This is a genomic window from Bacillus sp. SSR7, assembly GCF_055902415.1.
Map to the genome: position 1 here is coordinate 609,489 of NZ_JBVVXV010000001.1, position 21,979 is coordinate 631,467.

The 21,979-nt window shown below is 35.4% G+C and carries 14 protein-coding genes; 2 read left to right on the forward strand and 12 right to left on the reverse strand.

The genetic code is table 11. The features are described 5' to 3' along the window. Window positions 1-46: 46 nt before the first annotated feature. The 9 genes from AC0NJG_RS03030 to AC0NJG_RS03070 all read right to left on the reverse strand — a co-directional run bounded on the left by AC0NJG_RS03030 (window position 47) and on the right by AC0NJG_RS03070 (window position 15,941). Complete coding sequence (locus AC0NJG_RS03030; protein ID WP_088327869.1) at window positions 47-1,489, reverse strand: MDR family MFS transporter; 1,443 nt, start codon at window positions 1,487-1,489, stop codon at window positions 47-49. Continuing rightward, window positions 1,489-1,713 (reverse strand): MbtH family protein, encoded by a 225-nt coding sequence (locus tag AC0NJG_RS03035; protein WP_087952474.1) that lies wholly within the window; start codon window positions 1,711-1,713, stop codon window positions 1,489-1,491. Before AC0NJG_RS03035 ends, AC0NJG_RS03030 begins: the two co-directional genes overlap by 1 nt. Beyond that, the gene (locus AC0NJG_RS03040) at window positions 1,710-8,867 is read right to left on the reverse strand and encodes an amino acid adenylation domain-containing protein (RefSeq protein WP_474062829.1); all 7,158 of its coding nucleotides are present in this window, start codon (window positions 8,865-8,867) and stop codon (window positions 1,710-1,712) included. The genes AC0NJG_RS03035 and AC0NJG_RS03040 overlap by 4 nt, the downstream gene beginning before the upstream one ends. Before the next feature lie 33 nt (window positions 8,868-8,900). Next, complete coding sequence (locus AC0NJG_RS03045; protein WP_143881095.1) at window positions 8,901-9,794, reverse strand: isochorismatase family protein; 894 nt, start codon at window positions 9,792-9,794, stop codon at window positions 8,901-8,903. A 24-nt stretch (window positions 9,795-9,818) separates the two neighbouring features. Continuing rightward, window positions 9,819-11,435: a (2,3-dihydroxybenzoyl)adenylate synthase gene (locus tag AC0NJG_RS03050; protein WP_474062830.1), complete on the reverse strand. Its 1,617-nt coding sequence runs from the start codon at window positions 11,433-11,435 to the stop codon at window positions 9,819-9,821. A gap of 13 nt (window positions 11,436-11,448) precedes the next feature. After that, window positions 11,449-12,648, reverse strand: coding sequence for an isochorismate synthase DhbC (dhbC, locus tag AC0NJG_RS03055; protein WP_087952470.1), 1,200 nt, complete (start codon window positions 12,646-12,648; stop codon window positions 11,449-11,451). A 26-nt stretch (window positions 12,649-12,674) separates the two neighbouring features. Then, window positions 12,675-13,451: a 2,3-dihydro-2,3-dihydroxybenzoate dehydrogenase gene (gene dhbA, locus AC0NJG_RS03060; protein WP_087952469.1), complete on the reverse strand. Its 777-nt coding sequence runs from the start codon at window positions 13,449-13,451 to the stop codon at window positions 12,675-12,677. 622 nt (window positions 13,452-14,073) lie between these two features. After that, window positions 14,074-15,276, reverse strand: coding sequence for an L-lactate MFS transporter (locus tag AC0NJG_RS03065; protein ID WP_087952468.1), 1,203 nt, complete (start codon window positions 15,274-15,276; stop codon window positions 14,074-14,076). A 347-nt stretch (window positions 15,277-15,623) separates the two neighbouring features. Then, window positions 15,624-15,941: a hypothetical protein gene (locus AC0NJG_RS03070; protein WP_071724911.1), complete on the reverse strand. Its 318-nt coding sequence runs from the start codon at window positions 15,939-15,941 to the stop codon at window positions 15,624-15,626. A gap of 563 nt (window positions 15,942-16,504) precedes the next feature. On the opposite strand from AC0NJG_RS03070, the gene AC0NJG_RS03075 reads away from it, so the two are divergent. After that, window positions 16,505-16,690 (forward strand): YkvS family protein, encoded by a 186-nt coding sequence (locus tag AC0NJG_RS03075; RefSeq protein WP_000646791.1) that lies wholly within the window; start codon window positions 16,505-16,507, stop codon window positions 16,688-16,690. 116 nt (window positions 16,691-16,806) lie between these two features. Here the strand turns inward: AC0NJG_RS03075 and AC0NJG_RS03080 are convergent, their stop codons facing one another. Next, window positions 16,807-17,106 (reverse strand): ArsR/SmtB family transcription factor, encoded by a 300-nt coding sequence (locus AC0NJG_RS03080; protein ID WP_000214794.1) that lies wholly within the window; start codon window positions 17,104-17,106, stop codon window positions 16,807-16,809. A 330-nt stretch (window positions 17,107-17,436) separates the two neighbouring features. Here AC0NJG_RS03080 and AC0NJG_RS03085 point away from each other — a divergent pair, with 330 nt between their 5' ends. Beyond that, entirely contained in the window at window positions 17,437-17,610 is a 174-nt protein-coding gene (locus AC0NJG_RS03085; protein ID WP_001142748.1) for a hypothetical protein, read from the forward strand. Between the two features lie 117 nt (window positions 17,611-17,727). On the opposite strand, the gene AC0NJG_RS03090 is transcribed toward AC0NJG_RS03085, so the two are convergent. Beyond that, a complete protein-coding gene (locus AC0NJG_RS03090; RefSeq protein WP_087952466.1) occupies window positions 17,728-20,817 on the reverse strand; it encodes an AAA family ATPase in 3,090 nt (1,029 codons plus the stop codon). Next, the gene (locus AC0NJG_RS03095) at window positions 20,814-21,971 is read right to left on the reverse strand and encodes an exonuclease SbcCD subunit D (protein ID WP_474062831.1); all 1,158 of its coding nucleotides are present in this window, start codon (window positions 21,969-21,971) and stop codon (window positions 20,814-20,816) included. The genes AC0NJG_RS03090 and AC0NJG_RS03095 overlap by 4 nt, the downstream gene beginning before the upstream one ends. Between the last annotated feature and the right edge of the window lie 8 nt (window positions 21,972-21,979).

Genomic DNA, 21,979 nt, shown 5'->3' on the forward strand with positions numbered 1-21,979 from the left:
CTTCTAAATACCAATATCATTTTATTTCAAAAGACCATTTTCAAACTTATTCATTTACAATTTCTTTCTCTTTTTGTAATACAGGTAACGGTTTTTTCTTCTTTTTTGACATTACCTCTTTATCAGAAATACGTAAAGAAAATAGTAATGCTACGAGTAAAAATATTGCTGACCCAATTAATGCCGCTTGATATGGCACGAAATCTGAATGAGCATTATGTTGTGCACTGTTATTTCCAAAACCAGCTAATATACTAGCTAAAACAGCAACTCCTATTGCTGAACCTAATCGATTTTGCACATTAAATATAGTAGTTGCTCTCCCCATAGAAGGTGGCGTTATATTGTTAAATGCAGAAAATTGAACTGCTCCAACTGACTGTCCTAAGAAAATACCTATGCCAAACAATAATGCCCGTATTTGCCAAGGATTCGTATCGTGATTTACAAAACTTAATAAAACAAAGATAATCGCCGTACAAATTAACCCGATAGAAATTACCTTACGAGCACCTAATTTCTTATATGACCAAGGCACAATCTGTGACGATATCATTAATCCAATTGCCTCTGGGAATGTAGTAAGACCTGATTCCAGTGCGGATGCTCCTATTACATTTTGATACATAAGCGGAAAAACAAATAACATTCCTAGTAAACCAGCTGATGAAAATAATGATATAAGGCTCATCTTTCTAAAGACTGGTTCTTTTAATAAGCGTAAATCTAACATCGGTTGCTTTACTTTCAGTTCTACGATTATAAACAATGTAATGAATACAAGCCCAGAAATCCCTGTACTCATAATTTCTGGAGAAATCCACCCTTTTGATGGTCCCTGGCTGAGTGTATATATGAGCATCGCAAATCCTGGTGCTGATAAAATAAAGCCGAGAGAATCAAAGCGACCAGCTGATTTTTCAACATGCTCTGCTAAAAATAGAAGTCCAAATAGCAATGCAACGATTCCAAACGGTAGATTAATATAAAATGCCCAGCGCCAAGACATTTGATCTACAAAAAAGCCACCAATAATTGGTCCTACTGCCGGTGCGACAGCAATTGGCAACACAATAAACCGAGAAATTTTCGGCCTTTCCTCTGGTGAAAATGTTCGGAATAACATCGCCATCCCAACTGGCGTTAAAAGCCCTCCACCAGCACCTTGAATAATACGAAAAATATTCAATGATGTAATATCGTTCGCTATCCCACATAACGCAGATGCAGTTGTAAATACGAAAAGAGCAGTTAGAAATACTCTTTTCGTACCGAATCGATCTCCTAACCAACCGGAAATCGGAAGGAAAACAGCTAAACTAACTAAATACCCAACATTAACCGTCCCCATTGCAGATGGGGCTACTTGTAATTCTTTACTTATCGTTTGTAGTGCTACGTTCACAATTGTTGCATCCATCGCAGCCATAAACATCGCTGTTATATATACGATGCTTACAACTACTTTTGGATTTATTTTTGCTTTCATTATCGTTTTCCTACTACTATTTTTTCACCAGCTTGATTACTTTTTGGATTCAAATCAGTCCAGTTATTTTCAACATATTGTAAGCAATCATGCCTGCTAGCTTCTTCATGTATGACATTCCACCCAATAGGTACATCAAGAAAGACAGGCCAGAGAGAATACTGGCCCTCCTCATTTATTAATACTTTATATGTGTAATTATCGTTTTCAAATGGATTCATCATACTCTACTTACCCCTTTCTTATTCTGCAAATATTTCGCTAATACTTGTCCAATTTCCGTAAGTGGACCTGGCTGACATAGATCTTTATGTCTACAGTCAATATCATGCTGCACAATTTGTCCATCTAAATAATTTAGCCACGTATTTGGAGAAATAGGATCAAACCAGTCTGGTATAACAGTAGATCTAAAGAATAAGATATCTCCGTTATAAACTTTCGGTACATATTTCCCTAACAACCCTACTGAATTTACATATGTTTCTTTCAAGTTCAATATAGTCTCTTCTTCAAGACTTGCTAATGCACTTCCATCTTTACGAAGGATTTCAACTGCACTTTCCATTGTAAGTGGTTTACCATCCATGTTATCTGGGTCATATCCGCCTAAAGCAAGTAAGGCGATTAACGCTTCCTCTTCAGTAGGTGCTTCCGTATTCGGTAAGAAGTGTCCAGGATAAGAATCAAGCATAACGAGTAATTCTACTTCTTCCCCTTCATTTTGTAGTTGCGCCGCCATTGCATGCACAACATTTCCTCCAAGCGACCAACCTAATAAACGATATGGTCCATGAGGCTGTACTTCACGAACGTGTTTTAAGTAATCCGCCGCCATCTCCTCTAAACTTTTTGGAAGTTCTTCATTTTTAGCGATGCCACGTGCTTGTACACCATAGATTGGATAATTTGTTCCTAAAGATTTCATAAGTCCTGCATAGCACCAACTTAATCCACCTGCTGGATGTACACAAAATAGTGGTAATTGATTCCCGCTTGCTCGTAATGGCAGCAACACATCAAGTGCACTTTGACCATTCCCCATCTCAAGTCTTTCAGCTAACCCTGCAACAGTCGGTGCTGCAAATAAAGTACCAATGTTTAGTTCCACTCCAAGCGCCTCTTTCATGCGGCTCATAAGCTGCACTGCAAGGAGTGAATGGCCACCAAGATCAAAGAATCCTTCATCAATTCCAATTTGAGGCACACTTAGCACTTCTGTAAACAAGTCACATAGCATTTCTTCTTGCGGTGTTCTTGGACCACGACTAGAAGATGATGCGATAAATTTTGGAGCTGGCAATGCCTTTCTATCTAATTTACCGTTCGGAGTTAAAGGTAACTCATTTACTACTACAAAAGCGTATGGAACCATATAATCTGGTAAACTACCACTAGCAAACTGACGCATTTCATTCGTATCAATCGCTTCATTATTTGATGCGACGATATAAGAAACTAACCGTTTATCCCCCGGTTGATCTTCCCGTACAATAACGGCTACTTGCTCAACTTTAGGGTGCTTCATTATGACTGCTTCTATTTCTCCTAATTCAATTCGGAATCCGCGAATTTTTATTTGATGATCTGCACGTCCTATATAATCTAGCGTCCCATCTTGACGCCAACGTGCTAAGTCTCCAGTACGATACATTCTTGTACCTGGCTTGCCAAATGGATCTGCAATAAAGCGTTCAGCCGTTAATCCTGCTCTTCCTAAATATCCACGCGCAAGCCCTGCGCCTGCAACATACATTTCTCCAACTACTCCAGGTGGGACTGGTTGTAAGTAGTTGTCTAACACATACACTTTAAGGTCAGGTATACTGCACCCAATTAAACTATTTGCTCGTAAAGAGACGATAGTTTCATCTAATTCAATATAACTAACATGTACTGTCGTCTCCGTAATACCATACATATTAATAAGCTTCGGTGCGTTATGAGGATGTCGACTATACCAATCTTCTAAGCGACTTAGCTCAAGTGCTTCTCCTCCAAAAACAACATATCGTAAAGATAATTTTTGACCAATCTCTTCATTTTCACGATCTGCTTGCATCAATTGGTAGAACGCTGATGGAGTTTGGTTTAAAACCGTAACCTTTTCTTTAACTAGAAGCTGTAAAAATTCTTTCGGCGAGCGACTTACCGTATGTGGCACTACGACTAAACGCCCTCCGTATAATAAAGGCCCCCAAATTTCCCAAACCGAGAAATCAAAAGCATATGAATGGAACATCGTCCAAGCATCGTTCCCGTCAAACTGGAACCAATGATCAGTTGCGCCTAAAAGTCTTACTACATTTTGATGAGGTATCATAACGCCTTTCGGTCTACCCGTTGAGCCTGACGTATAAATAACGTAAGCAATATGTGATGGAGATAATGGCTTAATTCGTTCCACTTCATCAATATTTTCTTCACTATATTTCTCAACTTCTGCTATTACTTTCACATCATCAACTAAAACTTTTAGTGCCTCATCACATTCAATTTCCACTTCTGAGTTTGTTAAAACACATGATGGTTTCGCATCATGGAGCATAAATGAAATACGATCTGACGGGTAATCTGGATCTAACGGTAGGTATCCAGCACCAGCTTTAAGAACAGCTAATAAGCTTACAACCATGTTTAATGATCTTGGCATTGCTAAAGCAACGAGTTGATCAGGACCAATTCCTTTTGCTATTAGGAATCGAGCTATTTTATTTGCTTTTGTATTTAACTCTTCATAAGTTAATTTCTTATCTTCAAAGACAACAGCAATAGAATTTGGATTTATATGAACCTGCTTTTCAAATAATTGTGGCAATGTCATTTCTGGTGCAATTTGAAAACCACCATTCCACTTTTCTAACACTGTATTTTTCTCTGCTAAAGTTAATATTTCTAATCTGCCAATGGATTGATCCGGATTTGTAGCTGCATCATCTAATAACAAAATGAATCGTTCTATTAGTTTTTGAACCGTTTCACGTTTATATAAATCGGTACTAAACTCTAGTAATCCATGTAAACCGTTCGGAGTACCATCAACCCCGTTACTCTCACTAATTTCAAATGTTAAATCAAATTTTGCAGAACCAACGCTTTGAATTTCAAGGCTCGCTTCTAAATCTGGTACATGAAACGTTGCTTCTGGTGTATTTTGAAAAGCTAACATAACTTGAAACAACGGGTGGCTGTTTCGAGTACGTACTGGATTTAACACTTCAACAAGTCTTTCAAATGGAACATCTTGATTTTCATAAGCTGCAAGATTTACCTGCTTCACTCTATTTAATAATTCTTTAAAACTTGGATCTCCTGAAGTATTTGTACGTAACACTAATGTATTTACAAATAAACCAACTATGTCAGAGAGTGCATCATCGTTTCTTCCAGCAATCGGACTTCCAATTGGTATATCAGTGCCTGCACCTAATCTTGTAAATAGTGCACTAAGCCCTGCTTGCAATACCATAAACAAACTAACTCCATTTTTACGTGCAAGCTCTACTAACCTACTATGCATACCTTCATCTATATGAAAATGAATTGTTTCCCCGCGGTAACTCGTCTCAATTGGACGCTGGAAATCTGTAGGTAACTCCATTTGGTCTGGTAAACCTTTAAGTTCTTCTTTCCAAAAATCTAATTGTGTTGAAATAAGACTCTCTGGTGTTGTTTCATCACCTAGCAATCGCTGTTGCCAAAGTGCATAATCTGCGTATTGAACTGGAAGTGTCTCCAGCTGAACTCTGTCACTTTGACATCGCGCTTTATAAGCCGCTGTAAAATCTCTCGTTAAAGGCTGTAATGACCAGCCGTCACCTACAATATGATGTAATAGAATTAATAATACATGTTCGTTTTCATTCAATGTAAATAGCTGCATACGAACTGCGGGTTCCAAATCAAGGTTAAAGCTATATCTTACCGCCTCTGCAAGCACACTTTCTAATTCCTCTTTACATGTTTTTGTTATAATCATTTCTATATTTAAATTTTCCATATCTAAAATTTTCTGATAGGAACTACCTAATACGTTAGGGAAAATCGTTCTAAGCGTTTCATGTTTCTCAACAACATCATAATAGGCACCTTGCAATGCTTCCTCGTTCAACTTTCCAGACAAACGAATGACTAACGGAATATTATAAGTAGGACTTGGACCTTCTAAACAATGTAAGAACCATAATCTACGCTGTGCAAATGAAAGTGGAACTTCATTTGGCCTACTTACTTTCTTAATCGCTGGTCTTGCAGTTTTTGCTCGATCCAATTGTTTCGCTAATTCAACAACAGTTGGTGATTCAAATAGTTTCCCGATTCCTAGTTCCACACTTAACGTTTCACGAATTCTTGCCATTAAACGAGATGCGAGAAGTGAATGTCCACCCATTTCAAAGAAATTATCATCAATGCTAATTCGAGAAACACCAAGTACTTCTGCAAATAAATCACATAATATTTCTTCTTTCGGATTTCTAGCAACCCTCTCATTGTTCATTCCATTAAAATCAGGAGCAGGTAATTTCTTTCTGTCAACCTTACCATTTGGCGTTAACGGTAATTCTTCTAGCAATACAAATGCTGATGGCACCATATAATTCGCTAAACTTTCTGAAACATAAGAACGAATTTCTGAAAGATGAATCGTTTCCTTCTCTTCGGCAACGATATACGCGATGATTCGTTTATCATTCAGGCGGTCTTCTCGTACCATTACTACTGCTTGCTTAATATTTTCATGGCGTTGTAATACCATTTCAATTTCAGCTAATTCAATTCGGAAACCACGAATTTTAATTTGATGATCTGCACGGCTCACATATTCTAGCACACCATCATTGCGCCATTTTACAAGATCACCAGTACGGTACATGCGCTCTCCTCGTTTTCCATAAGGATTTGCAACAAACCGTTCAGCCGTTAACTCTGGTTTTCCTAAATATCCGCTTGCAAGTCCTTCCCCTGCAATATATAATTCCCCAATCACTCCAGGTGGAACTGGTTGTAACCCTGCATCTAATACATACACGTCTGTATTGCAAATTGGCTTTCCGATAGGAGGTATACCTCTTTCCCTTTCATCGATGTTCATGACAGTAGACCAAATAGTCGTTTCAGTTGGTCCATATAAGTTTGTAATAGCGCAACCTAATTCTTTTAATGTATTTGCTAAATGCGCAGGAAGAGCTTCACCACCAACGAGCACATTTAGCCCTTGTAGCCTCTCCGGATAATCAGTTACTAACGCCTGCCAAAGCGTCGGTGTAGCCTGCATAATGGTCACTCTTTCTTCATGTAAAAGTGTCGTTAATGCAGAAGGCTCTTGTATGTCTTCTTTTTGCGCAATTGTTAAACTTGCACCACTAATAAGAGGTAAATAAATTTCTAGAGCAGAAATATCAAACGCAAATGTTGTAACTGCTAATAAATGATCATGTTCATGTAACGAAAACTTTTGTTGCATAGCCATTAAAAAGTTACTTAAACCTCTCATAGGAACAATTACACCTTTTGGGTTTCCTGTTGAGCCTGAAGTATATATTGTATAGGCTGGGTTTAAAAGTGATATATCATTCTTACATGCTATATTCATACGAGAATATGTATGTAATGCTAGTTTCGTTTCTTCGTCATCTAATACAATTTTTTTCATATCATTTTTTATAACTAACTTAGATGAAACAGATGAATGTGTTATGATACAAGCTGGTTTTGCATCATTTACTATATAATTTATTCGCTCGGCTGGATATTCTGGATCTATTGGTAAATACGCTGCACCAGCCTTTAAAACTGCTAGCATACTAACAACCATTTCCGTTAATCTTGGAAATACTAAAGCTACAAACTGGTTTGGTCGTATTCCTTCTTCTACTAAATAATGTGCTAGTTCATTCGCTCGTTCATTTAGCTCTTTATACGTAAGGTTTACACCGTCACAAGTAATCGCTAGTTTATCGGGATTTTTTTGCACTTGTTTTTCAAATGATATAGGCAGACTGATTAATTCATCGTCTTCCTTTGTTTCATTCCATTCCAATAAAACTTTATGATTTTCTTCAGGAAGAGTAATGTTTATCTTTCCAATCGACTCGTCTTTTTGATAATCATTTATCATTAATTCTAATAATTGCATAAATCTTTCTTTATGCAATGCTAGCTCCGCACCATTATATACTTCCGGATTCGCATCAAAATGAATCATTAGCTCATTTTGATCAAAACGTTTATATACATTTATTGATAAATCATCGACAGGTCCCGCTGATAAATTATGTGTAATACCACGATTTCCAGCAAAATTTAGCCCGTAATCAAAAGGCATAACATTCACTAACGGTCCAAACAACCTTTGATTTTCACCTAGTAACTTTAATTCTCTTCTTAATTCCTCATGACGGTATTTATAATGGCGACGTACATCTCGGATTTCTTTAGAAACTTGCTGCAATAATTCCGCAAGAGTTATATTTGGAGTTACTGTAATACGAAGTGGAACTAAATTCATTACCATACTTGGTGTATGAATAGATACCGAACCTAGACGTCCCATCATCGGTAAACCTAAAACAATATCATTTTCGCCTGTTAATTTATGCATATAAATACTTGTTACAGCGACAATGAATTCCGGCCAACTTGTTAACGAAAAATTGATATCTTCTAGTAAAGTTTTCGTACTAGAACTACATAAATATGCTGTTTCGCGTAAAAATCCATTTGATGTTCTCGGTGCTCGTTCTGCCAAACTTACAACTTCTGGTTCATCCACAAATTTTTCTAACCAAAAAGTACGATCTTCCTGAAATTGTTTAGACGCACGATACTCCATATCTTCTTGCACAACTTTTGCAAGAGAACCAAATGGCTTTTCATTCTTGTTTGTTTCTTCTATAAGTGATGTATACTCATTCGCTACCTTTTGGCTAAGAAGTGAAAATCCATAGCCATCCATCACAATGTGATGGATGCACTGATACCAAAAGAAACGATTATTTTCAACTTGAATAAGTGCTTCAGTAAATAAAGTATCTTTTTTCAAATCGACTGGCATAGATAAATCATTTTTCATCCATGCTTTAGCAGCTTCTTCAGGGTTTTCTTCTTTACGTACGTCAATAAAATGCATATGAAACTGTGATTCTTCAATAACTTGCCATGGGCCCATTTCATCCTCTTCGAAGCGAACATGAAGTGCTTCTGCTTCCATTACAACTTTACGTACTGCTAATTCGAAAATTTCTTGATTCATATTTCCGTTTATTTCTACATATTCCCCAGTATTATAAATTGGATTAAGCGGATCTAATTGTTGCGCAAACCACATGCCAGACTGCGCAGATGATAACGAATGACGAATCTTTTGACTGTTAGGCATTCTTTACTACCCCTTTATTATGTAGTCTATTTGTTACAGCACCTGTGCTGTTTGTGAAGATAGTAAACTGTACCAACCCGCAACAGTTGGACGTTCTGCTAAATCTGCAAAAGTGATTTCTTTCCCTTCACGACGCCACTTCTCTACTAAACTCATAATTCTGACCGAATCAAGCCCTCTAATTAATAAGTCCTCATCAATACCAATACTCTCTATTGGCTCACGAAGTAGTTGTGCAACTAATTCATGCACTTCCTGTATAGTGATCCCTTCACTCTCATCACCTTTTACACTTTTTAAATTGTTTAACAGTAGGTTTGTTGATGTCGTTACTGCACATCTATTAGATGCATACTCCAATGCTTGTTTATGATGCTCTAGTGAAAAATCAGCAACTGCATCTGCTACAAAGAACGGCTCTATACCATCCATAAATGCTTCACAAGCTGTTAAAAGACAGCCAATATGCGCATAAATACCGCAAATAATGAGTTGATCTTTTCCTTGTTCATTTAAAATTTCTAATAGATTTGTCTTTTTAAATGCACTATATCTCCATTTTGTTAGGAATATATCATCCTCATCAGGAGTAAGTTCATCAACAATTTTCTTTTTATCTGGTCCAGCAGGAATACCGTCACCCCAAAAGTCTTGTAATAAACCTCGTTGTTCTAACGTTTGCCCACCAGGTTGTGCTGTATAAACAACTGGTATACCAAGTTCCTTACATTTTTCTCTTATCATTTTAATATTTGAAATAAGTTCTACTTTTGGTGATTCTTTATCGCTATATGCATCAAGAAAATATTCTTGCATGTCATGAATTAAAAGTACTGCACGTTTCGGGTCTGGTGTCCAATTCACTTTATTTTTTGGTAGTTCTGATTCAATTGGCATTTTATATACTGAAATAGATGGAATAGCCATCTAATCACTTCCTTCCGGTTTTTATTATTGTTTTACTGTAATAAGTTTTTCAGCAATGACTTTACGTAGTTCTTTTTTGCTGACTTTTCCGACTCCTGTTTGCGGGAATGATTCAATAAATTCAATTCGATCTGGAATTTTATAAGCCGCTATACCACGTTCTCTTAAAAATATTTTTAATTCACTTACTGCCGGAACTTGTCCACGAGCTATAACAAAAGCACAGGTGCGTTCACCTAAATAATCGTCAGGCATAGATACAATTGCTACGTCATGGACCGCATCGTGTGCTAATAGATGATTTTCAACTTCTTCCGCAGCAACTTTCTCACCACCACGGTTAATTTGATCTTTATCTCTTCCTTCTACAATGATGTATCCTTGTTCATTTACTTTTACAAGATCACCTGTGCGATAAAACCCATCCTTTGTAAATGATCGTGCATTATGCTCTTCGGCTTTATAGTAACCACGAATTGTATATGGACCTCGTGTTAATAAACTACCTACTTCGCCAGGTTGTACATCGTTGTCATTTTCATCAACAACTCGTACTTCATCGAGTGCAGACATTGGTCTACCTTGTGTATAAATAATAATTTCTTCCGGATCGTCTAATCTTGTATAGTTCACTAATCCTTCCGCCATACCGAATACTTGCTGTAATGTACATCCAAATGTAGGGCGTATACGTTTTGCAACTTCAGCACTAAATTTCGCACCACCTACTTGAATCACTTCTAGACTCGATAAATCGTTATTACGTGAAGATGCAGCATCAAGCCATATCATTGCTAATGGCGGTACGAGAGCAGTAATCGTAACTTTTTCTTTTTCAATAAGTGCAAATGCCTCATCTGGACTACCTCCAGTTGCCAGCACTACTTTTCCACCCGCATAGAAAGTTCCAAATGTTCCAGGAGAGCTCATCGGGTAATTATGTGCTACTGGAAGAACTGCCATATAGACGCTTTCTGCATTCAAATTACAAATTTCAGCGCTAACACGTAAACTATAAATATAATCATCATGCGTTCGAGGAATTAATTTAGAAAGTCCTGTTGTCCCTCCTGATAATTGGAGAAACGCAACATCACTTGGCTGAACTTCTGGTAATGGAACGGGATCTATATATAAATCACTTATGTTCACAAATTCTTCTTCTTCTCCCACTACAATGACTTGTTGTAAAGTTGGTACTTTCTCTTTCACTTCTCTTGCTAGTTTTCGATAATCAAAACCGAGAGCCTTATCTGAAATAACGTAAGCACTCGCCTCACCAAACTCACAAAAATAACTAATTTCACTACTACGATGTGAAGGAAGTGCAAAGACAGGAAGTGCTCCAATTCGAAATAGCGCAAAACATATTTCAAAAAACTCGATAACGTTAGGTAGTTGGATTACAACTCGATCATCTTGCTTTATTCCTAAATTCAGTAAACCTGACGCTAAGCGATCTACTTTTTTATCAAGCTCACTATACGTTATATGCGTATTTCCACTTACAACTGCAATTTGATCTCCATATTTTTCAGCACGCTCTCTTAACACGCCGCCAAATGTTTCCCCAAGCCAACACCCTTCTTCTCGATAGCGATCGACAAATTCTTTTGGCCATTTTATATAACCTGTTAGCATTCTTTTTTCCCCCCTATTTTTCATTCAACGAACTATCATTTAACCCCAAAGCTTTCAGCATCGTTTGAAATTTAGCTGACGTTTCTGCTAACTCATCTTCTGGTTTTGACTCAGCCACAACTCCCGCTCCTGCAAATAATCGAAGGGTATTTTCTTGCACTTCAGCACAGCGAATTGTAACAATCCATTCACCATCTCCATTTAAATCGCTCCAACCTAGCATTCCTGTAAAAAATTCACGGTCAAATGGCTCAATTTTTTGAATCGCCTCTCTCGCTTCTTCCATAGGCGTCCCGCAAACTGCTGGCGTAGGATGAAGTGCAATTGCTAATTCCAAAGAAGTAGTATTCGGATCCTTTAGTTCACCTTTCACTTCCGTAGACAAATGCCACATCGCTTCACTATGAATAACGGATGGTTTTTCTGGAACATGTAATGTGTGACAGTATGGACGAAGCGCAGCAGCTACCGCTTCTACTACTACCGCATGTTCATGTAAATCTTTTGGAGAAGAAAGTAATTCCTCTGCTCTTCTTTTATCTTCAACTGGATCATCACTACGTGGTCTTGAACCAGCTAACGGATTAGAAATAACTTGCATACCATTACGTGAAACGAGTAACTCAGGACTTGCTCCAATTAATGTCTTATTATTCTCGTTTTCATCTTTCGGTAAATTAACAGCAAATGTATAACCATGCTTATTATGCTCTGCTAATTCTCGAAGAAGTTTTTGCTTATTAATCTTTTCGGAAGATTTAACATCTAACGATCTGGATAGAACGATTTTTTTAAAATCTCCGTCTTGTATTTTTTCAATTCCTTGCTGCACACCATTCATATACACTTCAGGATCTGGTACAGGCATCATTTCAAATGTTAATTTCTCATTTGTTTTAAGCTGATTTGTTGTATCCAATTGTAAACGATCAGAAATTCTGCTATATTCTGGTACGATAAGTTGAACTTCTTTTCTACGATCAAATGGCAAAGCACCGACAACGATAGGATTCGGATTTCCAGCTTGTTTTGCATTACGTAATACTGCTTGTACAAGTTCTGGAAAACTTTCAATTTCACGATGCTTTACTGTAGTAAACTCTCCTTCTGTCAATATCGTTCGAGTAGGTGAAGCGAAAAAAAATGAAGATTCAGTCTTATAATCTTCTAAAAGTTTTTCTGACAGTTCCTTTACAGCCGTAAATTCATTCATAGTATCGTAACCCCCTGAATTTTTTATTACACTCCTAATGTAGCTCCGCCATCGATACATAAATTGTGCATTGTAATGTGGCTTGCTTTATCTGAAGCTAAAAACAATACCGCTTCGGCAACTTCTGAAGGCTGTGCAATTTTTTGTAATGGTATACCGAGTCTATATGTACTTTGAGAACCAGCAATTATATTTTTTGCTCCATTCTCATCAGCCCATAGTAACCTTTGCATTTCAGTTTCAGTTGAACCTGGAGAAACTAAGTTACAGCGAATGTTATATGCCGCAAGTTCTAATCCTAAACACTTCATAAACATCGTCGTTGCAGCTTTGGATGCCGCATACGCTGCCATATCCATTCTCGGGGTGTTTGCTGCATTTGAACCAACTGTAACAATTGCCCCTGACTTTCTTTGCATCATACGTTTACTTACCGCTCGGGACATATAGAAAACTCCTGTAGTATTTACAGAGAATGTTTTATTCCAATCTTCATCACTTAAAGAGTGAATCGCTCCCATACGTAAAACCCCTGCAACATTAACTAATATATCTATCGGCGCTATATCATTTTCAATACCGTTTACCATATCTTCAACAGCGGTACTATCACTCACATCTAAACGAAATGTTTTCATACGTAATTCATTTTCATTTAAGAGAACGTTTAACCCCTCTTCATTTTGATCAACCGCAATAACTGTAGCTCCTCTTTCTAAAAACATTTTGGCAACAACACTACCTATACCTTGGGCTGCACCTGTTACTAAAACCGTTTTTCCATCAAATTCCCCTAAGTTCATTTCCTCTATCCTTTCATTTAAAAATTAATCTAATTAAACAAATTGCGATAATGATTATCATTATCAATGTAAAAAATAATACACTTACTAAACTAATTGGTCAAGTGTACTTTTCATCAAAATGTTATTCATTGATAATGTTTTTCATTTAATATTCTTACACCGAAATGATAATCTTTCTCAATAAACTTGTCAACCTATTTTTATTTTTCAGATAAAACATTTTAGATCATCCTACTAAAATCTTATCTAAACGCATTAAAAGTACTTATATTATAAATAAAATCCAAACTCCTCATTTTAAAATTGAAAAAGATAAACTTTAGATACGTTTATTTATAATGCTTTATGAAAAATTCAAATATATACTTTCTCAATATTTTTCTGAAAATATATCTTGCAAATATCAATGTATGTCTTGTTAATAATTTAAGATTTAATATGTATTTCGAATATAATATTCCATTTTTATATTCCAATATAATCCAAATAACAATTTCATTCACTTTTTTGTCTCAAAAAACCTAAAAAATTATATAACCCCCTTAAAATAATTCAAAAAAAGCACCCTATTTAACAGGATGCTTTTTCGTGATCATAGTGTTATAGAAGATTTATATACTTATGCTACGCTGCGATACTCTTCTTCTTGTTCTTTTTTCTGTTTAGGTGCTTGAATTAAAATTGCGATAATGAATGACACGACACATAATACGCCAATCACCATGAAGGTTGGTTTGAATCCACCTAGAAGTGCACCGATAAAGGAACCTGCAAGCGCTCCGAATCCAAATCCTTGGTATACAATTCCGTAATTCTTACTATGGTTTTTCATACCGAAGAAATCACCAACAATAGCTGGGAAAATAGTAATATTTCCACCAAAGCAAAACGCTACACTTGCTACACATACGAAATAGATACTGTAATTTAAATCTACGAAACTTAGAACTAACACTGAACTCGCCATAACAACAAAAGTGCCAGTAACGATTTTTAAACGGCCAATTTTATCTGATAACGGCCCTAGAATAATACGACCTAATGTATTAAAGATTGCAACCATAGCGACCGCATTAGCAGCTGTTGCTGCGCTAAGTCCTACAAGTTGAACACCAATGTCTTTTACCATACCAATTAAGTATAAGCCACTCATGCATGATGTAAATAACATAATAAATAATAAGTATACTTGTTTTGTACCTAACATTTCTTTTGTTGTATATTCATGAGTTTTTGTTTCTTGAACTGCACCTTGATCAGCAGCTTGATGGATTAAACAAGCTCCAAGGACAATCATAGCTGTAACAATTAAACCCCAGTATATAAATGCTTGTGATACACCAACTGATTCAATTAACTGTGCGTTAACGTATTTAAAGATTAAGCTACCTGAACCATATGCAGAGACAGAAATTCCAGCAATTAAACCTTTACGCTCTGGAAACCACTTTATTAAATTGGATAATGAAGTGATATATGCTGTACCATCTGCATACCCTACAACAACTCCTGCTAGTACATAAAGTAATATTAATGAGGAAGCTTGTGAACTAAGTATTAATCCTAGCCCTAATGCTAGTCCAGCTATCATAATAAGTTTACGAAGTCCCCATTTTTCTTGTAATTTACTCGCAAATAAAGTTGAAAATGCTAAGGAAAGACTAGTAATTGAGAAAGTTATCGCAACTGCGTTAAGACCCCATCCGTATTTACTAACTAAAGGCTGATTGAATAAGCTCCATGTATATATCGTTCCAAGACCCATTTGTACTATGACTGTGCCAAGGACAACAAGCCATGGATTAACAGTTGATTTTTTCATACCTTTCTGCCTCCTCTTTCTATTTCAATGCTATTCGCTAAATTTACTTTTTTAATGTTCATTTTGGTCACCTCTTTTGATTTAACACCTTCATTGTATAAGATGTTTCTGAACATGTAAGCACTTACATGATAGAGCGTCAAAAATATAGAGTCAGTTACAGAAAATGAAGGACGAAATACAAAAAACTATTTTTTAAATACGTAACTGTTATTTATATTGTTTTGTATAAGTTCGATTTATATTTGTTTTTGAACCCTTTTTTAAAAAGTGAAACAATAAAACCGTCTCTTTAATATTTATTAAAGAGACGGTTTTATTAGTTCAATTCATAAGCCTGACTTTCTTTATACGTTTATAATAGTTTCTTCAAATGTAACAATTGGCTCTACAAATTCCATCATAATGAAAGCATTTTTAATACGTTTTGTTAAAACTTCTTTTAATTCTGCACCCATTTCTTCTGTTAGTGATTTTACAAATACGAAGTTGTGATAATAAATCACACTCTTCTCTTTACTTAAAGGGTTTAAAAACATTCCCTCTTTTGTAACAAGAGCGTTAGAATGCCCCGATAAAGTTGAAAGAAACGTCTCTAAAATTTTTATTTCTCTTTTTGAAAACGATTCTTCACAAACTACTTTAATATTCATTTCTGTTATCATTTATATATTCCCCCAACCATTTTTTTACAAGGGGATACTATAATACTATTAAATTTTTACAAAACTCCCCTTGTCGTTCAAAAAATTCACTAGAAAACTAAGTTGACTAACTTGTTTTTTCCCTTTATTCATATAAATCTGTCCTTTCATATATATTACTTCTCCATTTATAATTGATCACCTTTTTATATTAAAGTTTTTCTATATTTTTAATTGGAATTTTATTAAAAAGAGATCTAATTAATAAATGTATATTTTTTCTTGTACTACTGAAAAAAACTTTACTTATCTACTTTTCGTTTTAGGCTACATAGTATCTGTCTTTTGAATAATTTGTTTCGCTGCAGTATTTACATAGAATATTGTTTCGCTAATACTGAAACACTTTACTTTGCATATAATAAAGTTAAATAAAATATAACTTTTAACATAGGAGTACTCTATACTATTTTATTAGACAACAAATATTTTTTTGATAAATAAAACTAAATATTCACTAATATACTTATACGTGGTTTAATATATATAATAAAAAATATTTCTGTCTTTAATGAGGAGGTACTATGAAAGCAAACGTAGGGGATACTATACTTTTTCAACGAAATAATTTAAAGATTACAGGATCTGTACTAAAACTTTATACTGAATCGGTCTTAGTTGAAATTACAAATGTAAGCGGTGGTACTTTTGAATTTGATCGAACAATTGTAAATCATAAAAACTATAAGATTTTAAATACGAATACATAAAATGAAGTTTTAATCAGTTGCACCAACCGGGCGTTTACGGAAAGCTAATGCGGAATAAAGCAACACAAAATAGCCCCTGCTTACCAGCAGCGGCTATTTTATATGAAAATACTTCATTAGTTTATATATCCTAAAACATTAACAATCTTACTGGCTTTTAAATTGTTAATATGATAATAAATTTCTAAACCTCTTCTCTCTGCTCGTAACACTTTACCCTTCATTTTTGATAAATGTTGTGAAACAGTAGATTGTGGAATATTCAGTAACTCTGTTAATTGTGTTACATTACAAGTTTTTCTTGTACTTAATTCATTTACAATTTGCAGTCGGATTGGATGCGCCATAATTTTTAAAATATCTACATCTTCTTCTGAAACTAAAGTTTTTTTCATTTCACTCGTATATGTTGTCATAAGACATTCCCCTTTTATATGAATTCCTTTTATTTAGATCTATTTCCAAAATATTTAAAACTCCGATGTGAAACCTTTATATAAAAATAATAGAATTTTAAATTTTTAAAAACAGAAATACATTCAATTCACTTTATTTATTTGGTACATATACATAATACAATGTTAATATGTGCTCTATGTGAAGTTCGCATAAATTTGTAATGAAGATTTTTCAAACAATTCACATCTAACTACATACTTCCTCCTAACACTATCCAGTGATTTTAACATATTTTAGGCGTTTGTATATACTATCTACAAAATAAATGTTGTTAAGGGGGATTTCAAATGCCAACAATGTTACAAGAAGAAGTTGAAGAAGCGCGCGAAACGTATGTCAGTCGTATCATTTTGGTCGGTGGATCAGCTTTATTTTTAGTCGGTGGTGTTATCTCGGCAATTTCGGCCTTTAAAACTTATAATCGATTGGAAAATACACCGCCTTCTACAGATAACTCGTAAGTGAATTATTTAATTTTGAATAACAAATAAATGCCGTCTCTAAAAAGAGGCGGCATTTATTTTATCATAAGTTCTTTACTAGAAAATCACAAACAATACTTTGAATTACACTTAAACTTACTTCACCACAAAACGAGTCTGACTACACCCATCCTTCTGCTTCGTTACTTCTAATACAGCTGGCATTGCGTTTTTCAGCTCTTGAACGTGTGAAATGACACCGATAAATCGGCCTGATTTTTGTAAGTCAATTAATGCATCTACAGCTTTTGTTAATGATTCCTCATCTAATGAACCAAAACCTTCATCGATAAACATCGTTTCGATGGATATACCACCTTCATATGCTTGAATGACGTCTGCCATTCCGAGCGCTAAGCAAAGCGATGCATTAAATTTCTCGCCGCCAGATAGAGTTTTTACATCGCGTGTTTGGCCTGTGTATGCGTCGTATACATCTAGACCTAATCCACTTTGACGATTTCTCTTTTCAACTCGTTCACTTCGTTTTAAATAAAATTGTCCATTTGATAATTTACGTAATCGCTCATTTGCGATTTGAACAATTTGTTCTAAATACTCAATCAAGATGTAACGTTCAAATGAAATACGGCTTTCGTTATCACCTTTCATTACTTCATATAAATCAACAAGTTCTTGGAATGCTTTTTCTTCTTCATGAATTTGTTCATCAATACGTCTAATATTTTCATGTAAATCAGAAATATATGCGACAGCATTTTGCGCACGTTGACGTTTTTCTTTAATGATATCAAGGTTAATTTCTAGATCTTTTATATGTTCACCTAACGCTGTAATATCCATATACTCTTTATCTTTTAATTCACCCTGTAACTCTTCAATTTGTTTCGCAAGTACTTCAAGAGATGAATAATAGCTTTGAATTTCTTTTTGTATCATTTCCATCTCAGCATCACTTAATTTAGCTTCTTTATACGTAGATTGATCTGTAAATCCGCTCTGCTCAAGCTCTTTCATAAAGCGCGTGAAAGTCTCTTCTTTCTTCGATTTTGCACTTTCAAATTGAGTAGAAGCACTTTCCTGCTCTGCTTGAATACGTATATGTTCATTTTGCCAATGTTGATACGCTTCCTGCACTTTCTTCCATTCGTCTTCCATTAATTTGAGTTCATGCATAGCTTGGTCAAATTGAACTTTCCAAGCTTGTACTGTTTGTAAGTTTTCAGGAATATTTTTCTTATCATGTTCATATGACGTACGAAGCTGCATACAATCCATTTCTATACGGTGCTGCTCTGTTTCTACCTCACGCTTTTGCTTCTGAAGTGCATCTACTTTTTCTTCTATGCTTTTTATTTTCACAGCTGTTTGCTTACGCGTTTCTTCACTGGCTTTTAACGTATTCACTTCAGTTGCTAATTGTTTTCCTTTTTGAACAAGTGCACTATATGTTTCAGCTAATTCTTCCGAGTTATAGCCGCGCTTTAAAACTTCTTCTATAACTTGTTCATATTGTAGTCGATAGAAATTCCATTTCTCCTCTACTTGCACATGTAATTTTTCGGCAATATTCTTCTTGTCTCTTAAATCATTTAACTCTTTTTCATCGATCGCATCACTTTGCTCTGTAGCTTTTTTCGGATGGTTCGTGCTGCCACATACTGGACAAGATTCACCATCATGTAGATGAAGAGCCAATATACCAGCTTGTTCATTTAACCAGCGACGTTCCATATTCTCATATGCGCGAACTGCTTCTTGCATCTTAGTAAATGCAGTTTCTTTTTCTTGCTCGAATTTTTGTTTTTCTTGCCATACATCATATGCTTGCTTTAAAACTTTTGCATCTTCTCGCATATTCGTTAGTTCTTCTACTTTATCTACATATTGCTCAAGCGCTCGTTCTAATTGTTGCAATTCATCAGACATTAGCTGTTTTTGATTTGTATGCGCGTCTAATTGTCGCTCTAAGTTGTGCATACCTTCTTTTAATTTCCCAACTTGAATTTCTGCCTTTTGTAAATTCAACTGTTTCTCAGCTAATGATGCAATAATCGGTTGTAACTCTTCTAATCTTTGAACGAGTTTTTTTGCATCTTCTCTTTCAGGTTCTTTATTCTTTACTACTTCATATTTCTCCTGAGCAAGTTCAAAATTATTCATTATATTTTCTTTTTTAGCGATAATTTGTTTTAACAAACTTTCAGCTTTCTGCTCATTTTCCATCGCTTCTTCGTGCCATTGTTCAAATGGTAATAAGCGCTTCGCTTGTTCCGCACGCTTAAAAGATATTTCTTTCATTTCAATTACTGAACGGTTTTCTTGTAAAATATTATATTTCTCATTCTTTTGTTGTAAATCTATAAATTTCTCATTTACAGACTTCGCTACATGAAAACGTGTTTCAGCATCCTTTAATTGCTTCGTTTGAACATCTTGTTCTACTTGTAATTGCTCAACCTCTGCCTTATACACAGCTGTTTCTTGTTCTAATGCTTCTACTACTTGATGTGTATTTACATGCTCTTGTTCCACTAATGTCTCTAATAATGCTCCATCTCGGATTGGTAATTTAAAAACATTACGAAAATATAGCTCTCGCTCTTTCTGTTTTTCTTGTAAGACGTCTTTCCATTGTTTTCGTTTTTGATCAAGTAACTCACGCATTAACTTATAACGATCTGTTTTAAAAATACGACGCAAAATTTCTTCTTTGTTTTCGGTCTCAGATGTTAATAGTTTTCGGAATTCCCCTTGCGGTAACATAACAATTTGACTAAATTGATGTTTACTTAAACCAATTAAATCTTCTACTTTTTTATTTACATCCGTTACATGGAAACGATCAACAGCTGGAACCTTCTCTTCATCAATTACTTCATATAATTCTACTGCATGTCCCGTAATCGTCTTGTTCCCTTGTTTTTTATGTCCCAGTTGTCGTTTTATTTCATAACGTTTCCCTTTTAATTGAAAGGTTAGTTCTACGCTTGTATACACATTATCATCAGCAAATTGGCTGCGGAGCATGCTCGTATCACTTCGTTCTTCTCCGCTTGCTTCACCATATAACACATAACAAATCGCATCAAAAATCGTTGTCTTTCCAGCGCCCGTGTTCCCAGAAATGGCGAAAATACGATGCTCTCCCAAATCGTCAAAATCAATTACTTCTTTCTGTTTATATGGGCCAAATGCCGTCATAATAAGCTGAATCGGTCTCATCCTCGTTCACCTTCCCGTTCCTGCACTGTTTGTAATACTTCTACAAATAGACGTTCTTTCTCTTCTGATAAATCTAAGCCTTTCATTTCTTTATAAAAAGCCTTTAATAATGATAAATCATCCATTTTATGTCTGGAAACAGTTACTTCATTTGACTCAGTGAACTCTCGTCTTTGAATGGCTCTTTCAACATGCATTGCATTTGGATAAACAGAGCGTATTTTTTCCATTGGCTGCAAGACGGGATTTTCATCTAATAATTTTACAAACACGTAATCTTCACTTACTGGATGTTGTAACAATTCATCTATTTTCGCTTCTACTGTTCGCATTTTACGGCGTGGTGTAAGTAACCTTTTTTCAATTGTTGCTTCACCTTGCTCGTTCAGCTCCACAATATAATATCCTTTTTTATGTTTTTCTTCAGAAATAGAATAGGCAAGTGGCGAACCGGAATATCGAATTGTCTCATTACGTACGAAATGCGCTTGATGTAAATGTCCAAGCGCTGTGTAATGAAATTTATCAAAATAATGACTATTTACGTATTCAGCACCACCAATGGAAAGCGGTCGTTCAGCATCACTTGTATTCTCTTCCGCTTCTCCAGCAGAAGTTACAAATGCATGACCAACAAATACATGTCTAGCTTCTTTATCCATCGTTTCAGATAGCTCATTCATAAAAATACGCATCGCATCATCATGAGAACGTACGTCTTCGTTTTTCAATACATGTCTAACTATACTTGGATCCGCATATGGAATGAGATGGAAGTGAACCTCCCCATATTCATCATTTAAAATAATTGGTTCATAAGGAAATTGAAATTGCCCTACAATAAATAATCCTTGTTTCTTCATTAAACCACTTCCAAAATGAATACGATCTGGACTATCATGGTTCCCAGCAACTGCAATAACTGGCGTTTGTAAATCAATCACTATTTTTTGTAGTACATCATTTAATAAGTCTACTGCTTCCGTAGGTGGAATTGCTCGATCATATAAATCCCCTGCAATAATTACGGCATCTGGTTTTTCTTCTTCAACGGCTTGTACAAACTGATCTAATACAATCTTTTGATCTTCAGTCATATATACGCCATGAACAAGCTTTCCTAAATGCCAATCCGCTGTATGAAATAACTTCATGGTTTCCT